Source organism: Micromonospora xinjiangensis, assembly GCF_056150165.1.
Genome location: NZ_JAXCFO010000002.1, coordinates 808,859 through 827,795 on the forward strand (window position 1 = coordinate 808,859; position 18,937 = coordinate 827,795).

The window sequence follows — 18,937 nt, forward strand, 5'->3', positions numbered from 1 at the left end:
CCGTCACGGGGGCAGTCTCGGCAGGACCGGCTAGGGAGGGACGCGCATGAGCACGGCAGCCGCCGCCCGCGAGGACCAGCGGATCCAGCAGGACGTCCTGGCCGAGCTGGCCTGGGACGCCGAGGTGCAGCCGAACGAGATCGGGGTGAGCGTCGAGCAGGGCGTGGTGACCCTGACCGGCTGGGTGGACAGCTCCGCCCGCCGCTGGGCCGCGACCCGCTGCGCCCAGCGCGTACGGGGGGTGCGGGCGGTCGCCGACGACATCGAGGTGCGCCTGCCGGGCAGCCCCGGGGTCACCGACTCCGACATCGCCATCGCCGCCAGCCGGGCGCTGGAGTGGGACAGCTTCGTGCCCGCCGAACGGATCGACGTCACCGTGGCCAACGGGTGGGTGATGCTCCGCGGCGCGGTGGAGTTCGGCTGGCAGCGGCGCAGCGCGGAGCGCGAGGTGCGCCGGCTGCGGGGCGTACGCGGCATCACCAACCTCGTCGAGGTCGTCCCGCCCGCTCCCACCGACACCGACCGGATGCTCCGGGACGTGCGGCGGGCGCTGGGTCGCGCGCTCGGCGCGGAGCGGGTCCAGGTGGCGGTGGACGGGGACACGCTGGTCCTCAGCGGCGTCGTGCGCTCCTGGTGGGAACGGGACCAGGCGGAGCGGGTGGCCTGGTCGGCGCCGGGGGTGCGGGCGGTGGACGCCCAACTCCTCGTCGGCGAGTGACCGACGAGGAAAACACCCCTGTTGTCCGGTTTATCCGAGCGGGCGGCGGGAAACCGGGGTCTACCACGCGCACCGGCACGGGCGGACGACGCACGCCGGGGACCAATGGGAGGACTCGTGGCCGTGACCCATCCGACCGCGGATCGGGCGGCCGACCGGCCGCTGCGGATCGCGATGGTGGTTCCGCCATGGCTCTCCGTGCCGCCGCCCGGTTACGGCGGTCTGGAGCAGGTGGTGACCGGCCTCGTGGACGCGCTCGTGCGGCACGGCCACACGGTGACCCTGTTCGGTGCCGGCGAGTGGCACGGCACGGCCGCGCAGAACTTCGTCTCCACCGGTGCGGACCTGCAGTTCCCGCGGCTCGGCGAGTCCCTGCCCGAGCTGGCGCACCTGGCCCGGGTGCGGCAGCTCATCGACGCCGCGGACTTCGACGTCATCCACGACCACACGACGATCGGCCCCCTGGTCGCCAACCGGCGGGCGGTGCCCACCGTAGCCACCGTGCACGGCAACCCGGTCGGTGAGTACGGGACCGTGCTCAGCGACACCGACCACGGCGTCGGGCTGGTCGCCATCTCGCACGCCCAGCGTCGCCTGAATCCCGGGCTGCCCTGGGTGGGCACCGTGCACAACGCCCTCGACCTGTGCGACATCCCGCACAAGACCGCGCCCGCTCCGGGCCCGGTGCTCTGGCTGGCCCGGTTCAGCCCGGACAAGGGCCCCGACGTCGCGATCCGCGCCTGCCGGGCGGCGGGCCTGCCGCTGCTGCTCGCCGGCAAGTGCAACGAGCCCGCCGAGCGTCGCCACTTCGACGAGGTGGTGACGCCGCTGCTGGGGGACGACGTCGAGGTGGTGCTCAACGCCGACCGGGAGGCCACCCTGCGGATGCTGCTCGACGCCCGCTGCCTGATCATGCCGATCCAGTGGGAGGAGCCGTTCGGGATGGTGATGGTCGAGGCGATGGCCACCGGCACGCCCGTGGTCGCGCTCGACCGGGGCGCGGTGCCGGAGCTGGTCAAGTCGGGCGTCACCGGCCTGGTCTGCACCGGGCCAGCGGAGCTGCCGGCCGCGCTGCGGGCCGTCGACCGACTCGACCCCGCCGACTGCGTGACCCACGTCGCGGAGAGCTTCTCCACCGACCGGATGGCCGAGGGCTACGAAGCGGTCTACCGGCGGGTCGCCGCCTCCGTCCGGGAACCGGCCTGGCTCACCCTGCGGTGATCCGGCTCAGGCGGAGGCCGTACCGAGCGCGGCGATCGCGGCGTCGAGCCGGTCCGCGTACGCCGGGCTGATCCCGCCCTCCCGGAGCCGGACCGCGACCTTCTCGCGGAGCCGGGCCACCGGCGGCGCGAGGTCGTCGTGGCCGCCGCCCGCCGACGCGCGCAGGTTGCGCAGCTCGTTGCGGAGGTCCAGGCCCACGTCGGAGCGGATCTCCCCGGCGCTCAACCCGTCACCGATCAGGCCCTCGACCCGGTGGGCCGCCTCCCCGAGCGGTGTCGGCGCGGCCGGCGACGGCACCACCGTGGACGGCTCCACTGTGGGCGCCGCCGCCGCGGTCGGCCGCGGATCGGAGACGCCGTCCGGGGCGGGGGACGCGGACGGCGCGGGCGACCCCGCCGGGGGAGGGGCGGACCGCTCCGGCAGCAGCAGCGGGGCGGCGAGCGCCACCGCGACCGCGAGCCCGGCCGGGAGCAGCGCCGCGCGCGGCGACCGCCGTCGGGATCCGCGGGCGGCCGGCCGATCCGCCTCCACCGGAGGCCGGGTGGCCTCCACGGTGGCCCCACCGGCCCCGGCGGGCGCGCCGGGCTCCGCGCGCCGGCCGGTCGGGGACGGCGCCGCGGTGAGCAACCGCTCCCGGAGGACGGCCGCCACCTGGTCGGCGGTGGGGCGGGCCGCCGGGTCGCGGACCAGGCAGTCCCGTACGGTCCGGGCCACCTCGACCGGCAGCCCCGGCACACCGGCCAGCGGCGGCGGCTCACCCGCCGCCAGCGCGCCGCTCAACTGCTCCCAGGTGTCCGCCGGGTAGGGCACCCGCCCGCTGAGTGCCGCGTACAGCAGCACCCCGAGGGAGTACACGTCGGTCGCCGGCTGGGCGGGCGTGCCGTCCAGCCGCTCCGGCGCGACGTACGCCGGGGTGCCGAAGGTGGTGCCGTCCTCGTCGTCGTCCGGAGCGCCGACCCGGGCGGCGATCCCGAAGTCGAGCACCTTGGCGCCCGCCGGGGTCATCATCACGTTGGCCGGGGTGATGTCGCGGTGCACGATGCCGAGGCGGTGGGCGGCGGCGAGGGCGTCCGCCACCTGGACGCCGATCTCGACGGCCTCGGCCCAGGGCAGGGGCCCGGCGGTCAGCCGCAGCTCCAACTCCTCGCCGGTGAGCAACTCCATGACCACGAACGAGGTGATCGTGCCGTCGGGGCAGACGGTCTCGCCGTAGTCGTGGACCGCCGTGACGTGGGGGTGCACGAGCTGCGCGGCGGCCCGGGCCTCCGCGTGCACCAGGTCGCGGAAGCGCGCGTCGGCGGCCAGCGACGGGGCGAGCACCTTGAGCGCGACCAACCGGTCCAGCACCTCGTCGTGGGTCCGCCAGATCACCGACATGCCGCCGGCGCCGAGCTGGTCGAGGAGCCGGTACCTGCGGACCAGCAACCGACCGGGCTGGAGCACTGCCGTCACGGTTCGCACCTGCCTCGGGGTGGGAGCGGTATCAGGGTGCGCGCCGGTGTTCGGGCTGTCAACGGGTGGTCACGGCGTCGACCATGATCGATGAATGGGCGCCGGCGGTCGGGAGGCGAGGCGCCGGGGTGCCGGGCCGGGCGGCCCCCCGGGGCGGCGGCGTGGCCGCGCCGTCGTGCCAGGATGAACGGTATGGCGGGGGGACCGGTGGCGTTCGTGCTCGGCGGCGGCGGCGTGCTCGGCGCGGTCGAGGTGGGCATGCTGCGCGCGTTGTTCCGTGCCGGCATCCGACCGGACATGGTGCTCGGCACGTCGATCGGCGCGGTCAACGGCGCGCTGGTCGCCGCGGACCCGACCGAGGCGGTCACCGACCGGCTGGTCCGGCTCTGGGCCTCCCCCGAGGCGAGCGAGGTGTACGGCGACTCCGTCGCCCGGCAGCTTCGCCGGTTCGCCGCCCGGACCCACCTGCACTCGCCCCGCCCGCTGCGCCGGCTGCTCGAATCCGAACTGGGGGCCGACACCACCTTCGCGGACCTCCGGGTGCCCTTCCGCTGCTGCGCGGCCCACATCGAGCGGGCCGCCGAGCACTGGTTCGACAACGGTCCCGTGGTGCCGGCGGTGCTCGCGTCGGCGTCCGTTCCCGGATTGCTGCCGCCCACGGAGATCGACGGCGCGCACTACGTGGACGGTGGCATCGTCAACTCGATCCCGATCGGCGAGGCGGTGACCGCCGGCGCCACCCGGATCTTCGTGCTCCAGGTGGGGCGGATCGAACGGGAACTCACCCCGCCCCGCCGGCCCTGGGAGATCGCCCAGGTCGCCTTCGAGATCGCCCGGCGGCACCGGTTCTTCCGGGAGATGGCCGCTCTCCCGGAGGGGGTGGAGGTGCACGTGCTGCCGACCGGCGGGCTGAACCCACGCGACGACACGCCGTGGGCGTACCGGGACATGGCGGCGGTGGGGCGGCGGATCAGCCGCGCCTACACGGCCTCCCGGCGGTACCTGGCCAACCTGGAGCGCTGATGCCGCTGCCCCCGCGGTGGGTACGCCGGGTGCTGCTGGCGCCCGCCGTGGTGCTGCTCGCCGTCGCCGTGGTCACCACGCTGCCGGTCTGGGCGCTGCTCGCGGCGGCCCTGTCGCCGCTGGTGCCCGGCCGGTTGCGCCCGCTGCGGCTGCTCTGGATCGGCTGCGTCTACCTGGTCTGGGACGCGGCGGCCCTGCTCGCGCTCTTCGGGCTCTGGATCGGCGCCGGCTTCGGCGCCCGCGTCCGCTCCCCCGGCTTCCAACGCGCCCACTACGTGCTCGCCGGCTGGTTCCTGAAGGTGCTCTTCTGGCAGGCCCGGTGGACGCTCCGACTGCGGATCGACGTGGTCGGGTCCGATCCCGACACCGCCCTGCCCGGCCGGCCCGAGCTGGTGCTCTGCCGGCACGCCGGGCCCGGTGACTCGTTCATCCTCATCCACGCACTGGTCAACTGGTTCAAGCGCGAGCCGCGCATCGTGCTCAAGGACACCCTCCAGTGGGACCCGGCCATCGACGTCCTGCTCAACCGGCTGCCGAACCGCTTCATCGCGCCCTCGCCCGACCACGACCGGGGTGAGGTGGTGCTCCGCCAGATCGGGCACCTGGCCACGGGACTGGACGACGACGACGCCTTTGTGATCTTTCCGGAGGGCGGCAACTTCACCCCCCGGCGGCGCATCCGGGCGATCGCCCGGCTCCGGGCACGCGGGCTGGAGCGGATGGCCCTGCGTGCCGAGCGGCTGCGGCACGTGCTCGCGCCGCAGCCCGGTGGGCTGCTCGCCGCGCTGGACGCGGCCCCCGAGGCGGGAGTCATCTTCGTGGCGCACACCGGGCTGGACCGCATGGTCACCGTCGCCGACGTCTGGCGCGAGCTGCCCATGGACAAGCGGATCGTGATGCGCTTCTGGTCGGTGCCGCCGGAGGAGGTGCCGGCCGGCCGGCAGGATCGCATCGACTGGCTCTTCGACTGGTGGGCCCGGATCGACGAGTGGATCGCGGCGAACCGGGACGGCGTGGCCGCGAGCCACCCCGACCGCGCCACGTAGGGTGCGGTCGTGGACCAGATCAGCGTGGTGACGACCGTGGTGGACGCGCGTTCGGTCGCGGACGTGCTCGCCGCGGCGGCGGTGGCGGGCCGACTCGCCGCCTGCGCACAGGTCGGCGGGCAGGTGGACAGCACGTACTGGTGGCGCTCCGGTGTGGAGACCAGCTCCGAGTGGTCGGTGCAGTTCAAGACCGCTCCGGACCGGGTCACCGCGTTGGTCGAGCAGATCCGCGCCAGCCACCCGTACGAGGTGCCGGAGATCCTGGTGACCCGGGTGGACAGTGGCGACCCGGCGTACGCGGCCTGGGTGTACGAGCACACCCGTCCCTGAGTACCCGCACTCTGGTGCGGGTGGCCCGGGGGAGCCGAGGATGACGCGGTGGACGACACCGCCTACCCGTGCCCCGCGTGCCGCGCGCCGGCCGACCTGACCACCGGCTGCTCCCACTGCCGGCGGCCACCCGACCCGGAGGCCGCCGAGGTGATCCGGCTCGACCGGCAGATCGTGCTGCTGGCCGGGGAGGTGGAGCGGGCCCGGGTCGCGTACGCCGAGGTCGCGCAGCGGCTCCAGCACACCCGCGGGCGACGGGCGGAGCTGGCCGCCCGGGTGCGGGCCCGCGTCGCGCCGGTCGCACCGGTGCCCGTCCGGTGGCAGCAGCCGCCCGTGCCGGGGCGTCCACCGGCCCCCGGCCGACCGGAGGCCTCCACCCGGACCGTGCAGGGGCTCCTCTTCGTCCTGGGTGGACTGCTCCTCGGCACGGCCGCCGTGGTCTTCACGGCGGTGGCGTGGGCGTCGGTCGGCGTCGCCGGTCGCGCGCTGATCCTGGCCGCGGTCACCGCGCTCGCCCTGACCGTGCCGATGCTCGTGGTGCGGCGGGGGTTGCGCGGCACCGCGGAGACCGTGGCGGCGGTGGGTCTGCTGCTCGTCGTGCTCGACGGGTACGCCGCCTGGTCGGTCGACCTGGCCGGGGTGTCCTCCTGGCCGGGGACCCGCTACGCCGCGCTGGTCGGGGGGGCCAGCGCGGCGCTGGCGTGCGCGTACGCCCGGCTCAGCCGGCTCAGCGGGCCGTGGTTCGCGGCGTTCGCGGCCGTCCAGCCGGTGCTGCCACTGCTCGCCGCGGAGGCCCGGCCGTCGGCGGCCGGCTGGTCGGTGGTGCTGGTCGGGGTGGCGCTGCTGAATCTGGGGGTGCTGGTCGCGCTGGCCCGGCTGGCCACCGGCGGGGGCGCCGTCGGCGTGGCGTCGGGAGCCGACGGGCGGGGGTCGGGCACGGGGCCGCGCCAGCCGTCCGGCCGCGACGTCGCACCACGGCCGGCCGCGACGCTGCTCGCGGGTCGGGTGGTGACCTGGACGGCGTTCGGCGGCGCGCTGCTGGGGGCCGCGGGGTACGCGCTGGTGCCGCTCGTGGCCGGGCGCGCGGCCGGCACGCCGCTGCTGGCCGGGGCGCCGCTGCTGCTGGTGGCGGCCACGCTGGCCGGCGCGGCGCTGCTCGCCGGCGTTCCGGCGCTGCGGCCGGCGGCCACCGGGCTCCTCGTGCCGGTGCTCGCCTCCGCTCTGCTGCGGCCGGTGGCGGAGCTGCGTCCGTCACTGCTCCTGCTCGCCACAGCGCTGGTCGTCGTCACGCTGGCCGGTGCCGTGACCGCGCTGCCGGCTCGCTGGCGGCGCGGGCCACACGTCGCGGCGCGGGTGGTGGCGCTCGGCGTGGCGGCCCTCACCGCCCTGCTCACCACCGTGCTCGCGCTCGACGCGGCGGCCGGGTCGCTGCCACCGTGGCAGGGTGCCGGGCCGGGGCCCGACCTGGACTGGGGCTGGCAGCTCCCGGTCGCCGTGGTGCTCGCCGTCGGCGCGGTCACGCTGCTGCTCGCGGGTGCCGTCCGCGCCTTCGCCGTCCCGGTCGGCCTGGCCCCGGCCGCCCTCGCGCTGCCGGCGAGCCGGCCGTTCGACTGGCCGGTGGTGGTCGCCGTGGACCTGGTGGGGGCGGTGCTGCTCGTGGCCCTGCTGCTCCGCCGCGCCCGTCCGGCCCCGGACCCGGTCGGTGCGCGGCCGGTCGTCACCTGCACCGCGGGCCTGGCGGCGGGCCTGCTCGGGCACGCGCTGGTGGTGGGTCTGGCCGCGCCGGCCGGTGCGCTCGCCGCTCTGGGGGCGGCCCTGGTCCTCGGCGTGGCGCTGGCCGGGCTCGGCCGCCGCGCACCGGTGGTGCCGCGCGAGGTGACCGGGAGCGCTCTCGCCATCGCGCTGCTCGCCCTGCCCGCGATCGGCGCCGTCGCGCTGCTCGCCGCCGACGTGCCCGCCCGGTGGCAGGCCCGCGCGGCGCTGGGCGCCGTCGGGCTCGTGCTCGTGGGTCTCCTCGCGGTCCGCCGCCACTGGCCCGCACTGCGCGGGTACGCCGCCACGGCCCTCGCCGTCGCGGCGACCGTGGCCGGGGTGGCACCCGTGCTGCCGTGGGTCGACGAGCCCGTGGCCCCGTACGCGGCCCTGGCCGCGCTGCTGGTCGCCGCGGGCCTGCGCCCGGTGCCGGCGGTCCCTTCCACCACATCCGAGCCGGTCCGGCCGGCCGCGCGGCGGGGCGACGAGGTGGCGCTCCGGCTCGCCGGGTTCACGTTGCTGACCGTGGCCGTGGCCGCCGCCGCGCCGGCGGTGCTGAGGGCGTTGCTGCGCCCGTACGGCCGGGCGGTGCCGGTCTGGTCCGGTGCGCCGGACGTGGCACCGGTGCCGTCGGCGCTGCCGTCCGGCGTCGCCCTGGCCGTCCTCGCCGTCGCGGTCCTGGTGGCCGGCCGCGCGGCCGGGGCTCCCCGCTCGACGGTGCTGCTCACCGCCCTACCCTTCGCCGCCGCCGTGCCGCCGGTGCTGCTGGTGGCGGCCGGCGCGCCCTGGCCGGCCGGCCCGGCGGTCACCCTGCTCACCGGCGTGGCGGCGCTGTCGGCGGCCGCGCTGCTCGCGCCGCGACCGCTGCTCGCCCGGGTCGCCGCCCCGGTCGGGCTGGTGCTGGCCGGGGCCGGGACGGCCACGCTCACCGCGACGCGGGGCGGCACCCTGGCCGGCCTCGGCGTGCTGCTGGTCGCCGCGGTGGTCGTCGGCACCGCCGGGCGCCGCGTCGAGGCGCGCGTCCTGGGCTGCCTCTCGGCGGTGGCGGCCGGCACCGCCCTCGCGGTGACGGCACCACTCGCCGGTGGGCTGCCGCTGCGCGACGCGGCGTTCGCGGTGCTGGCGGTGGCGGCCCTGACGCTCGCCGTCGCGGCACTCACCCCGACCGCCGCACCGTCGCACGCGTCCCCCGTGCCGGCCGGGCCGGCGCTGCCCGCCACGCCCGCCGTGCCGCCCGCCGTGCCGCCCGCCGAGCGGCCCGCCGCTCCGGCCGGGCTCGCCGTGGCCGGCGGGCTGGTGCGGCAGGTGCTGGACGGCGCCGCCCAGGCGGTGGCGCTGCTCGCGCTGCTGCTCACCCTCGACGAACTCCGCCCGGCCGCGGCGGTCTGCGCCCTCTGGGGTGCCGCCGTCGGCCTGCGCCTGCTTCGACGCGACGAGCCGGTCGGCCGGCGGTGGGTGTTCGCGGGCATCGCCGGTGGCAGCGAGCTGCTGGGCGCCTGGCTGCTGCTCGCCTCCGGTGGGGTCGTGCTGCTGGAGGCGTACACCGTGCCGGCGGCGGTGCTCGCGCTCGCGGCCGGTCTCGTGGCGCTGCGGAGCCGTCCGGGGCTGACGAGCTGGCTCGCGCTGGGCCCGGGGCTGGGCGCGGCGCTGGCGCCCAGCCTGGTCTCCGTGCTGGTGGCCGGGGAACCGCAGCCGTGGCGGCGGTTGCTGCTCGGTGCCGCCGCACTCGCCGTGGTGCTCGCCGGTGCGGTCCGTCGCTGGCAGGCTCCGGTGGTGCTCGGCGGTGCGGCCCTCACGCTGCTCGCCCTGCACGAGCTGGCGCGCGGCTGGGACCTGCTGCCCCGGTGGATCTTCCTGGCGGTGGGTGGGCTCGCGCTGATCGGGCTGGCGGCCACCTACGAGCGCCGGCGCCGGGACCTGCACCGGCTCCGTGCGGCGGTGGGGCGGATGAGCTGAGGTAGGGCGGTCCCTACCTCGGATCCGGGGGTTGTCAGGGTTACTCAGCGCAACCAATCTCGCGAGACTTGACAGCGGGGGTCGAGCCGTACGGCCGGCCGTACGTCGAGGACGGGAGCGCAGCATGGTGCTGGCAGCGGTGGCGGATCCGCCGGTACGGCGGGGGAGTGACTACGCACAGTTGTCCCGGCGAATCAGTCAGGCCGGCCTGCTGAAGCGACGCCCCGGCTGGTACGCCGCCCGGGTGGTGCTCACCCTGGCCGCCTTCGCGGCCGGCTGGGTGGCGGTCCTCGCGGTCGGCGACTCGTGGTGGCAGTTGCTGCTCGCGGTCGGCCTCGCGGTGGCCACGACGCAGGTGGCGTTCCTCGGCCACGACGCGGGGCACCGGCAGATGTTCCGCCGGCGTGGCCCGAGCGAGCTGGTGGGCCTGCTGGCGGGCAACCTCGCGGTGGGGCTCAGCTACGGCTGGTGGGTCGACAAGCACAACCGGCACCACGCCAACCCCAACCACGAGGACGAGGACCCGGACGTCGGCGCCGGAGCGCTGGTGTGGACGTACGAGCAGGCGCTCGACACGCGCGGGTTCGGGCGCTGGTTGGCCCGCCGGCAGGCCTGGCTGTTCTTCCCCATGCTGCTCCTGGAGGGCCTGAACCTCCACGTGGCCAGCATCCGCGCGATCGTCGGCCGCGAGTCGGACGGCCGGTTCAGCACGCCGATGCGCCACCGCGGTGTCGAGGTGCTGCTGCTGGGCCTGCACACCGCCGGCTACCTGGGCGTGCTCCTGCTCGCCATGTCACCGGGGAAGGCGCTGCTGTTCGCGGCCGTCCACCAGGGGCTGTTCGGGCTCTACATGGGGTGCTCGTTCGCCCCCAACCACAAGGGCATGCCGATGCCGACGGCGGAGGACGAGCTGGACTACCTGCGCAAGCAGGTGCTCACCTCGCGCAACGTGCGGGGCGGCTGGTTCGTGGACCAGGCGCTCGGGGGCCTGAACTACCAGATCGAGCACCACCTCTTCCCCAACATGCCGAGGGCGAACCTGCGCCGGGCACAGCCGATCGTGCGGGCGTACTGCGCCGAGCACGGCATCCCGTACGCGGAGACGGGGCTCGTCGACTCGTACCGTCAGGCGCTCGCCCACCTGCACGAGGTCGGGCGTCCGCTCCGGGGCTGAGCCGGGCGGGCCGGCGGGAGCGGGGGGCGGCGCACACGCGCCGCCCCCCGCTGCGCGTCCACCGCGTGAGCGCACCGTCGGCCGCGCGCCGGGCGCGGGCAGCCGTCGCTACCGCTCCCCGCCCCGGTAGGGTCGGCCCATGGCAGACGTGCTCACCGCGGAGGCGGTGGAACAGGAGCTGAGCGGGCTGGCCGGGTGGTCGGGGGACCCGTCCGGGATCAGCCGCACCGTGGAGCTGGCCAGCTTCCCGGCCGCCATCGCGGTGGTGGACCGGGTCGCCGTGATCGCCGAGGAGCTGGACCACCATCCCGACATCGACATCCGGTGGCGGACGCTGACGTTCCGGTGCGTCACCCACTCGGCCGGCGGTGTCACCCACCGCGACGTCACGTTGGCCCGTCGGATCGACGAGATCGTGGGGAGCGCCCGATGAGATTCGAGATCAGCAAGGTGCTGGACGCCATCGAGGGGCGGGTCTGCACCGACCCCTCACTGGCCCGGGCCGTCCTCGACCTGGCCGAGGTGATCCGGTACCAGGACATCGACGGCGGCCGTCCCGCGAGCCTGCTCCGGCTCGGTATGGTGATCGACGCGCTCTCCCGGCAGCTGGAGGAGGACAGCGTCCAGGTCTACGCCGTGGTGCACCGCGCGCTGCTCTCCGACGCCGACCTGACCTCCAACGAGCGCATGGTGGTGCGTCGGTGGGCCGACGACGGCCTCGTCGAGGTGCTCGACAAGCCCGGGGACCGGGTGCTGGAGGTGGCCGACCTGCTCGGCCTCCCGGTGGTCAGCCGCGCCCGGTTCGACGGGCTGCGGGGGCGCTTCCCGTGGGTCACGGACGAGCCCGGTCGGGTGCTGGCCCCCGTGCCCGGCGCGGGGGGTCCCGTCCTCCGGGCCCAGGTCGGCGGCGGCGACAAGCCGGCGAGCGGCCCGCGCTCGCCGGCCGGCGTGAAGCTGTTGGCCCGCCAGTGGCGGTGCCCGGAGCCGGGGTGCGCGCTCTTCGGCGGCGGCGGTGGCGGAGGGGCCTTCGCCGACCTGGCCCGGGTGCAGAGCAGCCCCGCCGGGCAGGCGCCGCCCACGCTGCGCGGCGGCGTACCCACCTGCCCCCGGCACGGCACCCGGCTCGGCGACGCCGGGCCGCGGCCGCGTACGGAGGTGCTCGCGGTGCGGATCGGTGGCCTGGTGCGGCGTCGGTTCGTGCTCAGCGAGGAGCAGCCGGTGCTCGTCGGCCGGGCGCCCGAGGGCGACGGCGGGATCGTGCTCGGGCAGTGGCTCAACGACGAGGCGCGCCGCTGGATCAGCCGCAACCACCTGCGGCTCGAACTGCGCGTCGGCGAGGTGATCGTGACCGACGTCAGCACCAACGGCTCGGGCATCCGTCCGGGCGGCTCGATGACCGAGACGGAACGAATCCCGCTCGCGCCCCGGCAGTCCCGGGTGCTGGCCGAGAACGACATGGTCGAGCTCTACCCGGGTGTGCAGGTGGGCCGCGCCGAGGAGCTGCCGACCGGCGCGGCGTACACCCCCACCTCGGTGATGGCCGAGGCCCCCACCATGGCGATGCGCCTGCCGCGCGCCTGACGCCCACCCCGCCCGGCGCCCGGCCGGGCGGGCCGGCCGGGCGCGGGTGGGTCAGGCGGACAGGACGGCGGCCAGCTGGGCCACCGCGTGGTCGATCTCCTCCTCGGTGACCACCAGCGGCGGCGCGAGGCGGATCGTCGAGCCGTGGGTGTCCTTGGCGAGGATCCCGCGCTCGGCGAGCCGCTCGCACGCCTCGCGGCCGGTCATCAGCGCCGGGTCGATGTCCAGTCCGGCCCAGAGGCCCTGGCCCCGGACGGCGATCAGGCCCTTCCCGACCAGCCCCTGGAGCCCGGCGTGCAGCCGCTCGCCCAGCTCCGCGGAGCGCCGCTGGAACTCGCCGGTGGCCAGCAGCCGGACCACCTCGACGGCCACCGCGCAGGCGAGCGGGTTGCCACCGAAGGTGGAGCCGTGCTGGCCCGGCTTGAGCACGCCGAGCACGTCGGCGTTCGCGGCCACGGCCGAGACGGGCACGATGCCGCCGCCCAGCGCCTTGCCGAGCAGGTACATGTCGGGCGTGACGCCCTCGTGGTCGCAGGCGAAGGTCGCCCCGGTGCGACCGAGGCCGGACTGGATCTCGTCGGCGATGAAGAGCACGCCGCGTTCGGTGCAGACCCGTCGGACGCCCGGCAGGTAGCCCTCGGGCGGCACCACCACGCCCTGCTCGCCCTGGATCGGTTCGAGCAGCACGGCGACGGTGTTCTCGTCGATCGCGGCGGTCAGCGCGTCCAGGTCGCCGTAGGGGACGACCGTGAAGCCCGGGGTGTACGGCCCGAAGTCGGCGCGGGCGTCCTCGTCCGTGGAGAAGCTGACGATGGTGGTCGTACGCCCGTGGAAGTTGCCCTCGGCGACCACGATGTTGGCCTGACCGGCCGGCACGCCCTTGACCTGGTAGCCCCACTTGCGGGCCACCTTGATCCCGGTCTCCACCGCCTCGGCGCCCGTGTTCATGGGCAGCACCATGTCCTTGCCGCACAGCTCGGCCAGCTCCCGGCAGAAGGCGGCGAACTGGTCGTGGATGAACGCGCGGCTGGTGAGGGTGAGCCGGTCGAGCTGCGCGTGGGCCGCCTCGACGAGCCGGGGGTGGCGGTGACCGAAGTTGAGCGCCGAGTAGCCGGCCAGGAAGTCGAGGTAGCGGCGGCCGTCCACGTCGGTCAGCCAGGCCCCCTCGGCGGAGGTGATCACCACCGGCAGCGGGTGGTAGTTGTGCGCGGTCCAGCGTTCCGCGTCCCGGACGGCGCCCGGCGTCCGCAGCATGTCGTCGATCACTTGCTCGCCTTTCCCTGTCGGAGTCGCAACGTGCAGCACTTCGGTCCGCCGCCGGCCTTACGCAGCTCGGACAGGTCGACACCGATGGTCTCGTAGCCCCGGTCGCGCAGCTTTGCGGCCAGGTCGGTGGCCTGCGCCGGCAGCACCACGTGCCGGCCGTCGCTCACCGCGTTGAGGCCGAGCACCTCGGCGTCGGCCATCGTGGCGTGCACCGCGTCGGGGAAGAGGCGCCGCAGCACGGCCTGGCTGCCGGGCGAGAACGCCTCCGGCAGGTAGGCGACCGTCCGCTCGTCGAGCACGGTCAGCGCGGTGTCCAGGTGGTAGAAGCGCGGGTCGACCAGCTGCATGGTGATCACCGGGTAACCGAAGACCTCCTGCAACTGGGCGTGGGAGGCGTGCGCGGTGCGGAACCCGGTGCCGGCGAGCAGCAGGTCGCCGACCAGCAGGATGTCGCCCTCACCCTCGTTGACGTGCTTGGGGTCGTACATCTCGAAGCCGGCGGCCTCGAACCAGGCCCGGTAGGCCGGGGCCTCGTCGGCGCGCTGCGGGTCGCGGAACTGCACCGCCATCGCCTTGCCGTCGATCACCGTGCCGCCGTTGGCGGCGAAGACCATGTCGGGCAGGCCGGGCACCGGAGCGATCTCCTCGACGGTGTGGCCCAGGTCGCGGTAGACCTGCCGCAGCTGCTCCCACTGCCGGATCGCCAGGTCGGCGTCGACGGGCGCGGTCGGGTCCATCCACGGGTTGATCGCGTAGTCCACGGCGAAGTACGTCGGCCGGCACATCAGAAAGCGCTGGCGGGTGGCGTCCATCGTCATTGTCCTGCTCCCAGGGGTCGGGCGCGCCCGGCCACCGTCGGCCCACGGGCTGGCGCCGTTGTTCAACGGTATTCGGCCTTGCCCGGAAGGATCCACCGCAGGAAGTTGCACGGGGCGACGGATCGTTGCGTGTAGAAGCTAGGGAGCGGCGAATCATTGTGCCGCAGCGGGAATGGGGCGGAAACACTTCAGGGGCGGCGAACCGCCGCCCCTGAACCTGTGTCGCCCGGCCGGTGAACCACCGGAACTGATCGGGCTGGCCGGTGCACCACCGGCGCTGTCACCGGCGCACCGCCGGCGAGCCGGACAGTGCCCGTCAGAACCGGTCCACAAACTGTGAATCAAGCCACTCCCGGAACCGCGGCACCCAGTCGCCGTCGGTGGTCGGCCAGTCGAACAGGCCGGTCATCGCCAGCACGCCGATGACCACGGCGGAGAGGCCGAGACCGATGCCCAGCAGGGCGTCGGTCTTGCCGGCGATGTGCCGACGCCGCGTCGCCACCAGGCCCAGCACGGAGAGCACCGCGCCGACCGCGCCGAGGCCGATGCCGTAGCCGGCCAGCGTGCCGGTCAGCACGAACAGCGCACCGCCGACGCCGAGCACCAGGCCGAGGGTGGCGAGCAGGCTGGCGCGCGGCTTCGGCCCGGGGACGAGCCGCCGCTCCGGCTCGATCCGCTCCGCGTCCGGGTCGAGTGGGCGGTTCCGCTCGGGGCGCACGACCCGGTCGCGCTCCGGCTCGGCGGCGCGTGCGACCGGACGGTCCGGGGTGGAGCCGGTGGTGGCCGGCCCCGGCCGGGTGTCGGTGACCGCGGCGGGCCGGGTGCCGGCGTCGACCGGCCGGGCCGTGGCGGCGCGGGCGGCGGCGCCCCGCTCCGCGGCCCGGTCGCGGGTGTCGACCGTCGTGTCGTCCGATCTCACGCCGCTGACGGCGTCGCGGCCGTCGACGCGGCCGTCGAGGTTCTCGTCGCGCGCCGGCTGGCGCGACAGCGAAGGAATCCTGACCACAACTCACCTCCTGGGTAGGGCGGGTGGCCGTGGCACGCGCGGCACCCGCGTCACCAGCAAGTACCCGAATGACCGTTTTCCGACACCGGCAACGGGTGAGCGACCCCGGCTACGCTTGCTGGTCGTGCCAGAGGGACACACCATCCACCGCCTGGCGGCCCGCCACGCCGCGCTCTTCGCCGGCGACAAGGTGCACGCCACCAGCCCGCAGGGCCGCTTCGCCGAGGGCGCCGCCCTCCTCGGCGGCACCGTCCTCGAGGCCACCGAGGCGTACGGCAAGCACCTGCTGCACCACCACGCCGGCGAGCTGACCCTGCACGTCCACCTCGGGCTCTACGGCAAGGTCACCGACGGCGACGGCGAGCCGCCCGAGCCGGTGGGCCAGATCCGCCTGCGCCTCACCAGCGACCGGCACTGGCTCGACCTGCGCGGCCCGACTGCCTGCGAGGTGCTCACCCCGCCCGAGGTGGCGGCGCTGCGCGCCCGGCTCGGCCCCGACCCGCTGCGCGCCGACGCCGAGCCGGACCGGGCGTACGCGCGGATCTCCCGCAGCTCCACGCCCCTGGCCGCGCTCCTGCTCGACCAGTCGGTGGTGGCCGGCACCGGGCTGATCTTCGTGACGGAGGCGCTGTTCCGGGCCGGGCTGCCGCCGACCCTGCCCGGCCGCGCGCTGGACCGTGCCGGTTGGGACCGGATCTGGGCGGACCTGGTCGACCTCATGACCGTCGCCGTCGGCCGGGGGCGCATCGACACCGTCCGCGACGAGCACCTGCCGGAGGCGATGGGTCGCGCGCCGCGGGTCGACCGGCACGGCGGCGAGGTGTACGTCTACCGCCGCCCCGGCGCGCCCTGCCACGTGTGCGGCACGGCGGTCAGCCGCGGCGAGCTGGCCGGCCGCAACCTCTACTGGTGCGCGACCTGCCAGGCCGGCTGACACCGGTCGGCACGCCCTCCGGGCATGCGTCGGGGGACCTCGGCCGGCGTCCGGCGTGCTCGGGGACCTCGGCCGGCGCCCGGCGGCGTGCTCGGGGGCGTCAGCCGGCGCCCGGCGGTGTGCTCGGCGGGCGTCAGCCGACGGCTCGGAGGACGCCGCGCTGGTGCCGGAGCCGCTCGACGGCCTGCGCGGTCGCCTCGTCGGCGGGCAGGAAGACCACGATCTCCTGCGCGTCGGTGCTGGGCAGCTCCAGCCGCTCCCGGTGCCAGCGCAGCTCGCGCGCGCTCGGGTGGTGCAGCCGGAGCGGGACCTGCGGTGGGGGCAGGTGACGGTGCAGCCGCCGGGTGAACTCCTGCCCGGCGACGGGCGCCAGCTCGGCCTTGAACCACTCGGACACCTCCGCGGAGGGCCCGAGCCACAGGTCGAAGGCCTGTTCGTCGGCGACCTGGTGCCAGTCGGGGAAGGTCGCCCGGGCGCGCGGGTCGGTGAACACGTAGCGCGTCAGGTTCGGCGCCGGGGAGTCGAGCAGCCCCGTCCCGCGCATCACCAGCTCGAACGCCGTCGTGTGCGCGAGCACGTCGCCCAGGCGGTTGGTGACCATCGCGACACCGGGCTCGAGCAGCCGGAGCATCTCCCGCACGGTGGGCCGGACGTGGCGGTTGGGCGGTGACGGGGGACGGTGCCCCGGACACTCGCCACCGGTGATCTTGGCGAGGTAGCGGATGTGGTCGCGCTCGGTCGCGTCCAGGCTCAGGGCGTCCGCGAGCGCCTTCACCACGGACAGCGACGGGTTGCGGTCCCGCCCCTGCTCGATGCGGGTGAGGTACTCCACACTGATGCCGGCCCGCGCGGCCAGGTCCGAGCGCCGCAGCCCGGGGGAGCGGCGCCGGTCGCGCTCCGGCAGCCCGAAGGACTCCGGCTGGATGCTGTCGCGCTTGGCGCGGACGAAGTCGCCCAACGGCGTACCCATGCGTGGAAGTCTAGGCAGCTCGGCCGGGCGTAGCGTGGCCCCACGAGGGCCAGCCTGAGCCCGGTCTGGCTGCCGTCGCCCCGACGGCGGACGGTGGAGCGCATGAGCGAGAAGCACACCTTGGTCATCGTGGTCGGAAGCGTCCGCGAGGGGCGGTTCGGGCCGGTCGTCGCCTCCTGGGTCGCCGAGCAGGCGCGTGAACACGGCGGGTTCGACGTCGAGGTCGTCGACCTCGCCGACGTCGAGATCCCCCTGTCGCTGCCGGCGGCCCCGCCGAAGTTCGCCGGTGACGCGTACCCGCGCCCGGCTTCGATGGCGTCCCTCACGTCGCGCCTCGCGGAGGCAGACGCGTTCATCCTGGTCACGCCGGAGTACAACCACAGCTACCCCGCCTCGCTGAAGGCGGCGATCGACTGGCACTTCACCCAGTGGACGGCCAAGCCCGTGGCCTTCGTGAGCTACGGGGGAGCGGGCGGCGGCCGGCACGCCGTCCTCCACCTGGAGAACGTCCTCACCGAACTGCACGCCGTCACGATCCGCGACAGCCTGGCCTTCCCGAACTACTTCGCCACGTGGCGGGACGGCCGACCGCTGGACCCGGAGGCGCCCGGGTACGCCAAGACCCTCCTGGACCAGCTCACCTGGTGGGCCGCCGCGCTGAGCGCCACGCGCACCGCGGCTCCCTATCCGGCCTGAGCGGGTTCCCTCGGCACGCCCACCCGGCACGGGCGGGAAACGTGCCCGGCCCGGGCGGGATGCCTGCCCGGGCCGGTCAGCGCCCGTCGAGCAGCCAGCGGACCACCTCGACGTGGTTCGCCAGGACCTGCCCGTCCGCGACGCCCCACGCCAACGTCTGCGCGATCGTCCAGCCCCGCACCCGCTCCCGGTCGAGGCCCAGCTCGGCGCTGAGGCGGTCCAGCCGGTGGCGGGCCGCCTCCGGGGAGTGCCCCAGCTCCGCACCGCGCACCATCGCCACCACGCCGAACTCCCGCTCACCCGCCAGCGGCTTCGGGTCGATGACGAGCCAGGGCTCCCGGGCCGCCCGTAGCACGTTCCCGGCGTGCAGGTCCTGGTTGACCAGCACCTGCTCGCCCTGGCTGGGCACCAGGTCGGCGAGCAGCCCGAGCGCGGCGTCCAGCAGCCGCCGCTCGTACGGCCGGTTCGCCCGCTCCCACGTGACCGGCATCCGCTCGACCCAGCCGGCCGCCTCCTCGGCGAGGGAGGTGAACGGCGGGCCGGCCGGCACGAGGAGCCGAGGGAGCAGCGCCACGACCGCGTCCAGGGCGGCATCGGCCGGCACGCCGTGCAGCGGCGTTCCCGGCTCGCAGCGCTCGACCAGCAGCGCGCGCCGCTGCGGGTCGTGCCCGAGCAGCCGGACCGCCCCCGCGCCCGCCCACCGCGCCAGGGCCGTGGCCTCGTGGGCGCTCTCGGCGTCCGGGTACTGGAGCTTGAGCACCGCGCGGGTGCCGTCGGGCAGCTCGGCGGGCATCGCCAGCGAGGCGAAGGCGTACGGGAAGGGCGGGCCGACCCGCAGCGACCAGCGCGCGACGCAGGCGGCGAGCCGGTCCGGCAGCTCGGCCAACCAGTCCCTGCCGGCGGAGGTCCGCCGTACCCAGCCCAGCCCCTCCGGGACGCGCAACTCGTCGGTCACCGGTCCATCCTCGACCCTGCCGGGCCGAGCCGTACCACC

17 protein-coding genes are annotated in these 18,937 nt (G+C 75.8%); 11 read left to right on the forward strand and 6 right to left on the reverse strand.

Annotation, left to right across the window (positions count from 1 at the left end):
• Nucleotides 1-46 precede the first annotated feature (46 nt).
• The gene (locus SM573_RS10635; RefSeq protein WP_474615973.1) at nt 47-718 is read left to right on the forward strand and encodes a BON domain-containing protein; all 672 of its coding nucleotides are present in this window, start codon (nt 47-49) and stop codon (nt 716-718) included.
• 105 nt (nt 719-823) lie between these two features.
• Nucleotides 824-1,939: a glycosyltransferase family 4 protein gene (locus SM573_RS10640; protein WP_474615974.1), complete on the forward strand. Its 1,116-nt coding sequence runs from the start codon at nt 824-826 to the stop codon at nt 1,937-1,939.
• Nucleotides 1,940-1,945: 6 nt separating this feature from the next.
• Here SM573_RS10640 and SM573_RS10645 read toward each other — a convergent pair whose 3' ends face one another.
• Nucleotides 1,946-3,391, reverse strand: coding sequence for a serine/threonine-protein kinase (locus SM573_RS10645; protein WP_474615975.1), 1,446 nt, complete (start codon nt 3,389-3,391; stop codon nt 1,946-1,948).
• A 192-nt stretch (nt 3,392-3,583) separates the two neighbouring features.
• Here SM573_RS10645 and SM573_RS10650 point away from each other — a divergent pair, with 192 nt between their 5' ends.
• From SM573_RS10650 to SM573_RS10680, 7 genes are all read left to right on the forward strand, one after another.
• On the forward strand, nt 3,584-4,414 hold the full coding sequence (locus SM573_RS10650; protein ID WP_474615976.1) for a patatin-like phospholipase family protein: 831 nt from the start codon (nt 3,584-3,586) through the stop codon (nt 4,412-4,414).
• Nucleotides 4,414-5,460 carry a 1-acyl-sn-glycerol-3-phosphate acyltransferase gene (locus SM573_RS10655; RefSeq protein WP_474613745.1) on the forward strand — a complete coding sequence of 349 codons (1,047 nt, stop codon included), beginning with the start codon at nt 4,414-4,416 and terminating at the stop codon, nt 5,458-5,460. Before SM573_RS10650 ends, SM573_RS10655 begins: the two co-directional genes overlap by 1 nt.
• Before the next feature lie 9 nt (nt 5,461-5,469).
• Entirely contained in the window at nt 5,470-5,790 is a 321-nt protein-coding gene (gene cutA / locus SM573_RS10660; RefSeq protein ID WP_474613746.1) for a divalent-cation tolerance protein CutA, read from the forward strand.
• 48 nt (nt 5,791-5,838) lie between these two features.
• The gene (locus SM573_RS10665) at nt 5,839-9,498 is read left to right on the forward strand and encodes an SCO7613 C-terminal domain-containing membrane protein (RefSeq protein ID WP_474615977.1); all 3,660 of its coding nucleotides are present in this window, start codon (nt 5,839-5,841) and stop codon (nt 9,496-9,498) included.
• 124 nt (nt 9,499-9,622) lie between these two features.
• On the forward strand, nt 9,623-10,672 hold the full coding sequence (locus SM573_RS10670) for a fatty acid desaturase family protein (RefSeq protein ID WP_474613748.1): 1,050 nt from the start codon (nt 9,623-9,625) through the stop codon (nt 10,670-10,672).
• A 139-nt stretch (nt 10,673-10,811) separates the two neighbouring features.
• A complete protein-coding gene (locus SM573_RS10675) occupies nt 10,812-11,105 on the forward strand; it encodes a 4a-hydroxytetrahydrobiopterin dehydratase (RefSeq protein ID WP_474613749.1) in 294 nt (97 codons plus the stop codon).
• Nucleotides 11,102-12,253, forward strand: a complete 1,152-nt coding sequence (locus tag SM573_RS10680; protein WP_474613750.1) for an FHA domain-containing protein — start codon at nt 11,102-11,104, stop codon at nt 12,251-12,253. The genes SM573_RS10675 and SM573_RS10680 overlap by 4 nt, the downstream gene beginning before the upstream one ends.
• Nucleotides 12,254-12,304: 51 nt before the next feature.
• Here SM573_RS10680 and rocD read toward each other — a convergent pair whose 3' ends face one another.
• The 3 genes from rocD to SM573_RS10695 all read right to left on the reverse strand — a co-directional run bounded on the left by rocD (nt 12,305) and on the right by SM573_RS10695 (nt 15,343).
• Nucleotides 12,305-13,519 carry an ornithine--oxo-acid transaminase gene (gene rocD / locus SM573_RS10685; protein WP_474615978.1) on the reverse strand — a complete coding sequence of 405 codons (1,215 nt, stop codon included), beginning with the start codon at nt 13,517-13,519 and terminating at the stop codon, nt 12,305-12,307.
• On the reverse strand, nt 13,516-14,331 hold the full coding sequence (ddaH, locus tag SM573_RS10690; RefSeq protein ID WP_474616062.1) for a dimethylargininase: 816 nt from the start codon (nt 14,329-14,331) through the stop codon (nt 13,516-13,518). The genes rocD and ddaH overlap by 4 nt, the downstream gene beginning before the upstream one ends.
• 322 nt (nt 14,332-14,653) lie before the next feature.
• Nucleotides 14,654-15,343, reverse strand: coding sequence for a thrombospondin (locus SM573_RS10695; RefSeq protein WP_474615979.1), 690 nt, complete (start codon nt 15,341-15,343; stop codon nt 14,654-14,656).
• 124 nt (nt 15,344-15,467) lie between these two features.
• Here SM573_RS10695 and SM573_RS10700 point away from each other — a divergent pair, with 124 nt between their 5' ends.
• Nucleotides 15,468-16,277, forward strand: coding sequence for an Fpg/Nei family DNA glycosylase (locus SM573_RS10700; protein WP_474613753.1), 810 nt, complete (start codon nt 15,468-15,470; stop codon nt 16,275-16,277).
• A 133-nt stretch (nt 16,278-16,410) separates the two neighbouring features.
• On the opposite strand, the gene SM573_RS10705 is transcribed toward SM573_RS10700, so the two are convergent.
• Nucleotides 16,411-17,247, reverse strand: coding sequence for a helix-turn-helix domain-containing protein (locus SM573_RS10705; RefSeq protein WP_474615980.1), 837 nt, complete (start codon nt 17,245-17,247; stop codon nt 16,411-16,413).
• 102 nt (nt 17,248-17,349) lie between these two features.
• Here SM573_RS10705 and SM573_RS10710 point away from each other — a divergent pair, with 102 nt between their 5' ends.
• Entirely contained in the window at nt 17,350-17,943 is a 594-nt protein-coding gene (locus SM573_RS10710; RefSeq protein ID WP_474615981.1) for an NADPH-dependent FMN reductase, read from the forward strand.
• 76 nt (nt 17,944-18,019) lie between these two features.
• Here SM573_RS10710 and SM573_RS10715 read toward each other — a convergent pair whose 3' ends face one another.
• A complete protein-coding gene (locus tag SM573_RS10715) occupies nt 18,020-18,898 on the reverse strand; it encodes an aminoglycoside phosphotransferase family protein (protein WP_474613756.1) in 879 nt (292 codons plus the stop codon).
• Nucleotides 18,899-18,937 lie beyond the last annotated feature (39 nt).